Origin of the sequence: Actinomadura logoneensis, from assembly GCF_003428695.1 — a bacterium.
In the GTDB taxonomy this organism is placed as follows: domain Bacteria; phylum Actinomycetota; class Actinomycetes; order Streptosporangiales; family Streptosporangiaceae; genus Spirillospora; species Spirillospora logoneensis.
This window is the reverse complement of record NZ_QURH01000896.1, coordinates 1-6,591: the sequence shown is the minus strand read 5'-3', so window position 1 is coordinate 6,591 and position 6,591 is coordinate 1. Positions and strand designations below refer to the sequence as shown.

The window sequence follows — 6,591 nt, the reverse complement described above, 5'->3', positions numbered from 1 at the left end:
CGCCGCCGCGCACCTGGCGTCCCGGCGCGTGGAGTTCCGGGCGGACGGCCTCGTGGACGGCCTCGGGCGCGCCGTCCGGCGGCTGGGCGACCTCGCCCGCCGCCCGCAGACCGGCCAGGTGCACACCTACTACGCCCAGGCCGCCGTGCTTCTCGTCGTGTTGACCCTCGTCGTCGTTCTGGTCGGGTGACCGTGCTCTCCCTCGTGATCTTCCTCCCGCTGGCCGCCGCGCTCGCGATGTACCTGCTGCGCCTGGGCGACCGGGCCGTCCGGTGGACGTGGATCGCTGCGTCCGCGCTCGACCTCGCGCTCGTCGCCGGGTTGTGGATCGGCTACGACGGCCCCGGCGTCGGCTACGAGACGAACGCGCGCTGGATCCCGTCCGTCCGGGCGGGATACCACCTCGGCGTGGACGGCCTGTCGCTGCCGCTGCTGGCGCTCACCGCGCTGCTGTTCCTGTGCTGCGCGGTGTACTCGCTGCGGCAGGAGCACCGGGTGCGGACGTTCGCGGCGCTGTTCCTGTTCCTGGAGTCGGTCAGCCTCGGCCTCTTCGCGGCCCTGGACCTGCTGCTGTTCTTCGTGTTCTTCGACCTGTCGATCGTCGCGATGTACTTCGTCATCGCGGGCTGGGGGCACGGCGAGCGGCTGCGGTCGGCGCTGCGGTTCTTCCTCTACACGTTCTTCGGGTCGCTGGCGCTGCTGCTGGGCTTCATCGGCCTGTACCTCGGGTCGGACCCGAAGACGTTCGACATGGTCGAGCTGACCCGGAACCCGCCGCTGGCGGACTCGCCTGGACTGGCCGGGCTGGTGCTGCTCGCGATCGGCGTCGGGCTCGCGGTGAAGACCCCGACCGTCCCGTTCCACACCTGGCTTCCGCCCGCGCACACCGACGCGCCCGCCGCCGGGTCGGCGGTCCTCGCGGGCGTGCTGCTGAAGATGGGCACGTACGGGTTCGTCCGGATCGCGATGCCGATGCTCCCGGACGCCTGGCGGACGTACGCGTGGGTGATCGTGGCCGTCGGGGCGGTGAGCGTGGTCTACGGCGCGCTCGTCGCCCTCGCCCAGCGCGACCTCAAGCGGCTGGTCGCCTACACCTCGGTCAACCACATGGGCTACATCGTCCTGGCGGTCGGCGCGGCCGGCCTCGCCGGGGACGAGGCGGCCCGGCGGCTCGCGGTGACGGGCGCGGTCACGCAGATGGTCAGCCACGGCCTGCTCACCGGCGCGCTGTTCCTGCTCTGCGGCGTCCTGTACGAGCGCACGGCGTCCTACGACATGGACGGGTACGGCGGCGTCGCCCGGGTCGCCCCGGTCTTCGCCGGGCTGCTCGCCGTCGCGTCCTTCGGCTCCCTCGGCCTGCCCGGACTGTCCGGGTTCATCGCCGAGTTCCAGATCTTCACCGGCGTCATCGGCGCGGGGACGGCCGGCGCGGCCGTCGCGGGCGGGATCTCGGTGCTGGGCGTGCTGATCACCGCCGCGCTGTTCCTGCGGCTGCTGCAGCGCGTCCTGCTCGGGACGCCCGGCCCCCTGACCCCCCGGGTCACCGACGCCGGGACGGCCGAACGCGCCGCGATCGTCCCGCTGCTGGCGCTGGCCCTGGTCGTCGGGGTCGCGCCGCGCTTCCTGCTGGACCTGGTCGAGCCCGTGTCGGCCGCCGTGATCGCGCTGGTCGCCCGGTGAACACCATGATGCGCGAGAACCCGGCCGACCTGCTGCCGGAGCTCTGCACGCTGCTGGGGGCCGTCCTCGGGCTGCTGACCGGCATGTTCGTCCCGCGGCGGCGGCAGTGGACCGCCGTCGCGGTGTGCGCGGCGGGCGTGCTGGCGGGCCTGGCCGCCGCCGTCGCCGCGGTGGACGGCCCCCGCCTCATGACGTTCGACGCGTTCATGCTCGACCCCGTCACCCACGTCACGCGCGTCACCGTCCTCGGATCGACGCTGCTGGTCATGGCCCTGGCCTACGCGCCGCTGCGCGGGCACCGCCGCGAGACCGAGTTCCACGTCCTGACGGTGTTCACGGCGCTCGGGACCATGGCCCTCGGCGCCACCTCCGACCTGCTGGTGCTGGTCGCGGCCTACCTGCTGGCCAGCATCCCCGCCTACGCGCTCGCCGGTTTCGCCAAGGACGCGAGGGGCACCGAGGCCGCGCTGAAGTACTACCTGATGGGCGCGCTGCTCGGCCTGCTCATGCTCACCGGCGTGACCCTGCTCTACGGCCTGGGAGGCGGCACGTCCTACGAGTCCCTGGCGCGGGGACTGCCGTCGTCTCCGGCGGTAACGGTGGGGGCCGTCCTGCTGGTCGCGGGGCTGCTGTTCAAGGCGGGCGGCGTGCCCGCGCACTTCTGGGTCCCGGACGTGGCGGAGGGCTCGTCCCCGGTGGTGGCGACCCTCGTCACGACCGTGCCGAAGATCGGGGCCTTCGCGGCGCTGTTCCGGCTGGGCGACGAGGTGATGCCGCGCTCCTGGGCGCTGACCCTCGCGCTGCTCGCCGCCGTGACCATGACGCTGGGCAACCTGGCGGCGTTCGCCCAGGACAACGTCCGCCGCCTGCTGGCCTACTCGACCGTCGGCCAGGCCGGCTACCTGCTCGTCCCGGTCGCGATGGCCGGACGCACCGACCTCGCGCGACCCGCCCTGCTCTACTACGTCGCCGCCTACGCTCTGACGAACCTCGGCGCGTTCGCGGTCGTCGTCGCTACGGGACGGGACCGTCTCGCCGACTACCGGGGCCTGGCGCGCCGCTCGCCGCTCCTGGCGCTGTCGCTGGTCGTCTGCCTCCTCGGCCTGGTCGGCACGCCGCCGACGGCCGTGTTCGTCGGGAAGGTCCTCATGCTGGGGGCCGCGCTGAACGGCCACTACACGTGGCTGGCGGTGGTGGCCGCCGTGAACACGGTCGCCAGCGTCTTCTACTACCTCCGCTGGATCGTCCCGGCCTGCCGGACGGCGGACGAGGAGCCTCCGGCCCCGTCCCGTCCCGCGTCGCTGGTCGCCTACACTGCCGCCGCGCTGACCCTCGCCCTGGGCGTCGGCAGCGGCCTGTTCCTCTCCTTCGGCTGACCCGGCCGGATCGGCCCGCCGGATCGGCCCGCCGGATCGGCTCGCCGGATCGGCTCGCCGCGAACGCGGTTGATCATTGCCGCGGCGGCTCCCTACGCTGCCGCGATGGACGACACGAAGCTCCCGACGCTCGAACTCGCCTTCCCCGGCCCCGAGCGCGACAGCGGGGTGGCGGCGGTCAGGGCGGGCCGGAAGACGGCCCTGACCGGGCTCCTGGAGATCTACGAGCACGCGGGGGAGGACGTCCCGCGGGCCGGGCAGCGGTTCGCGGTGCTCGACTCGGACGGGAACACGGCGGTCGTGATCGAGCTGCTGGAGGTCCGGACCGTCCCGCTCAGGGAGATCGACGACGCGTTCGCGCACGCCGAGGGGCGCGGCTACGCGGACGCGGCCGAATGGCGCAGGGCGCACGAGGACTTCTTCCGCAGCGAGGGAGTGGCGGAGTTCCTGGGCCGCACGCCCGTCATCGACGACGACACCCTCGTCGTCACCCAGCGCTTCCGTGTCGTCGAGGACGCCGGGGACCCCGGGGCTTCCTGACGGAGCCTCCCCCGCGAACCGCGGGTGGCCGACACAGGACGTAACGCTCGTCCCCCCGCCGGAGGGGCGGCGCATGCCCGCCGCGTGCTCCGCCGGGCGGGACCGAGATCGCGGGCGGTCCCACGGCACCCGTGAGCCACCCCTTCTCCGCACCCTCGCCTCACGCCGCCGAGCCGCGCCGGACGGCGCCGATTCCCCCTACGGGACGGGCCGTCCGGCCACTGCGGAGGCCGCGCGACCAGCAGCGGAACGCACCGCCGGACGCGGTCATCCGGCAACCTCTCTCCAGCCGCCGCCGACCGCTCGCAGACCGGGCGGCGGACGCGCACCCCTGTCGGTCCGGTCAGAGAGTCCCTTCGCACCTCCATCCTTAACTGTCCGTAGCGATATGGACTCGAAAGGTCATGGCGCGTTCTCATGGAGCCCACGCCGGACCAGGAGAGGAGGTGAGCAGGCATGAGCATGATTTACGAGCCACCGATGTTCGTGGTGATCGGCGACCTTCGGGAGGTCACCCTCGGGGACCGCACCTGGGGCTTCGACCGCATCAACCAGTGCGCCTTCTGGAACTGCTAGTGAGTCGCCGCAACCCCTTTCCGCGGCGCCGGTCGCGAGGGGGTGGCCGTGCCGGTCGTCCGACCGGCACGGCCGGTCCACCCCGCGCTCACCGCAGTCCGGCCGACCCGGGCGCCCGCCGCGCACTCCCTTCCCGGAGGGCGCGGCCCGCGCCCGGGCGGTCCTTTTGACCGCTTGGAGAAATGATGCAGTTCTACGTTTTTCCTGATAGTCCGCCGGGCGCCGCGATCGCCGGGTCATTGTGCGCCCGATGGCCGGACGCGCGGGTTCTTCCGCACCATTCCGAACGGCCGTGGATCGTCGGGCGCTGGCGCGATGACGAACTCGTCTGGGCGGCGGCGGGAGCGCGGCGGATCGCGTTGCTGGGACGGGTCCCGGCCGGCGTTCCCCGGCTGGCCGAGTACCTCGGACGGCGCGAACCGGGCGCGTCGGCGGACGTGCGCCGCGAGGTGCCGGGCAGTTTCCACACCGTCGCCGCGACCGACGGCGTCGTGTTCGTCCAGGGAGACCTGGCGACGGTCCGGGAGGTCTTCCACGGGCGGGTGCGCGGCGTGACGGTCGCGGCGGACCGTCCCGACGGCCTCGCCGAACTGACCGGCGCGGGAATCGACGAGGCGGCGCTGGCCGTCCGGCTGCTCGCGCCCGCCGCGCCGTGGCCGCTCAGCGAGGACTGCCTCTGGGAGGGGATCCGGGCCCTGCCCCCGGGCGGGCACCTGCGGATCGGCCCCGACGGCCGCGCCCGCGTGCGGCCCGGTCCGCCGTTGCCGATGCCGGACGTCCCGCTCGCCGAAGGCGCGCGGCACGTGCGGCAGGCTCTGACCGAGGCGGTGCGGGTCCGGACGGACGGCCGGGCGACGGTGAGCGCCGACCTGTCCGGGGGCATGGACTCCACCAGCGTGTGCTTCCTGGCGGCCGGACGCGTCGAGCGGCTGCTGACCGTCATGTGCGAGTCCAGCGACGCGGGCAGCGACGACGGGCACTGGGCCGCGCTGGCCGCCGAGAGCATGCCCGGGGCCGAGCACACCCGGTACCGGGCGCAGGACCTTCCGCGCTGCTTCGCCGGGCTGCTGGACACCGACGACGACCTGGAGGCGCCGCTCGCCGTCGTGCACGCCCGCGCGATGACGCTGGAGCAGGCCCGGGAGCTGGCCGCCGCCGGATCGTCCCGGCACCTGACCGGGCACGGCGGCGACGAGCTGTTCCACACCAGCCCCGGCTACTACCACGACCTGCTGCGCCGCCATCCGCTGCGGGCGATCGGACGGCTGCGCGCGGCCCAGGCCGTCCACCGCTGGAAGACCGGGCCCGCGCTCGCCGCGCTGCTGGACCGCACCTCCTTCTCGGGCTGGCTCGGGTACGAGGTCGGCCGCGACCTGCGCAGTCCCGTCCGGGGCGTCAACGCCACCCCGGTGTCGGGGTGGGGCCCCGCCTACCGGATGCCCGGGTGGGCCACCCCGGAGGCCGTGGACTCGGTGCGCCGGAGCCTGCGGGCGGCGGCCCGTGACCGCGCGCCGCTGTCGCCGCTGCGCGGTCAGCACCTGACCCTCCAGCAGCTCCGGCACAGCGGCGAGATGGTGCGCCGGATCGACCGGCTGTCGGCCCGGCACGGCGTCGCGATGGAGGCGCCCTTCCTGGACGAGCGGGTCGTCCGCGCCGCGCTGAGCCTGGACTACGCCGACTGCCTGCGCGCCGACCGGTACAAGCCCGCGCTGGTCGAGGCCATGCGCGGCATCGTCCCGGACGGCAGCCTCGGCCGCCGATCCAAGGCCGAGTTCAGCGCCGACATCTACCTCGGCCTGCGGGAGCACCGCCGCGAGCTGCTGGAGCTGTGCGACGGCATGCGGCTGGACGCGCTCGGCCTCGTCGACGCCGCCGCGCTGCGCGCGACGCTGGTGAACCTCCCGCCCTCCTCACTGGACCTGGTGCCCCTGCTGGGGACGCTGGGCTGCGAGGTGTGGCTCCGCTCGGTCGCCGCCGCGCGCCCGCGGTCGCGCGCCGCGCGGGTGGCGGCCGGATACCGATCCGAGGTGGAGGCGGGCCGATGAGACTCTCCCCTGACATGGTCGTCACCGACACCGGTACGGACCTGGTGCTGCTGAACGAGCGGACCGGACGCTACTTCTCGCTCAACGGGACCGGCCGGGCCGTCCTGCTGGCCCTCGCGGACGGCTCCACGCCCGAGGACGCCGCCGAGGACCTGACCCGGCGGCACCCCGACGCCGCCGAGCGGATCGCGGCCGACGTGCCCGCGCTGGTCGAGGCGCTGCTCCGGGAGAAGGTGCTGCTCCCATGACGATGCCCGTGACGCTCGAACCGCGGCCCGGGGTGTCCCGGGGGCGGCGCATCGCGGCCCTGGCGGCGGTGGCCGCGGCGGCGGTGCTGGAACGGCTGCCGCCCGGGCGGATGCGGCGCGTCCTCG

The 6,591-nt window shown here is 74.3% G+C and carries 7 protein-coding genes; all 7 read left to right on the top strand.

From position 1 onward, the window contains the following. Nucleotides 1–190: hypothetical protein (locus DZF91_RS40600; protein ID WP_158588084.1), on the top strand; the 190-nt coding region annotated here is incomplete at its 5' end. Then, a complete protein-coding gene (locus tag DZF91_RS30220; RefSeq protein ID WP_235834660.1) occupies nt 187–1,680 on the top strand; it encodes a complex I subunit 4 family protein in 1,494 nt (497 codons plus the stop codon). The genes DZF91_RS40600 and DZF91_RS30220, both read left to right, overlap by 4 nt. Nucleotides 1,681–1,685: 5 nt before the next feature. Further along, a complete protein-coding gene (locus DZF91_RS30215; RefSeq protein ID WP_235834661.1) occupies nt 1,686–3,056 on the top strand; it encodes an NADH-quinone oxidoreductase subunit N in 1,371 nt (456 codons plus the stop codon). Between the two features lie 105 nt (nt 3,057–3,161). Further along, a complete protein-coding gene (locus DZF91_RS30210) occupies nt 3,162–3,596 on the top strand; it encodes an ASCH domain-containing protein (RefSeq protein WP_117360492.1) in 435 nt (144 codons plus the stop codon). A gap of 456 nt (nt 3,597–4,052) precedes the next feature. Continuing rightward, the gene (locus DZF91_RS30205; RefSeq protein WP_117360491.1) at nt 4,053–4,172 is read left to right on the top strand and encodes a lasso RiPP family leader peptide-containing protein; all 120 of its coding nucleotides are present in this window, start codon (nt 4,053–4,055) and stop codon (nt 4,170–4,172) included. Nucleotides 4,173–4,531: 359 nt separating this feature from the next. After that, on the top strand, nt 4,532–6,217 hold the full coding sequence (locus tag DZF91_RS30200) for an asparagine synthase-related protein (protein ID WP_158588083.1): 1,686 nt from the start codon (nt 4,532–4,534) through the stop codon (nt 6,215–6,217). After that, nucleotides 6,214–6,465 carry a lasso peptide biosynthesis PqqD family chaperone gene (locus DZF91_RS30195; RefSeq protein WP_117360489.1) on the top strand — a complete coding sequence of 84 codons (252 nt, stop codon included), beginning with the start codon at nt 6,214–6,216 and terminating at the stop codon, nt 6,463–6,465. The genes DZF91_RS30200 and DZF91_RS30195 overlap by 4 nt, the downstream gene beginning before the upstream one ends. Nucleotides 6,466–6,591 lie beyond the last annotated feature (126 nt).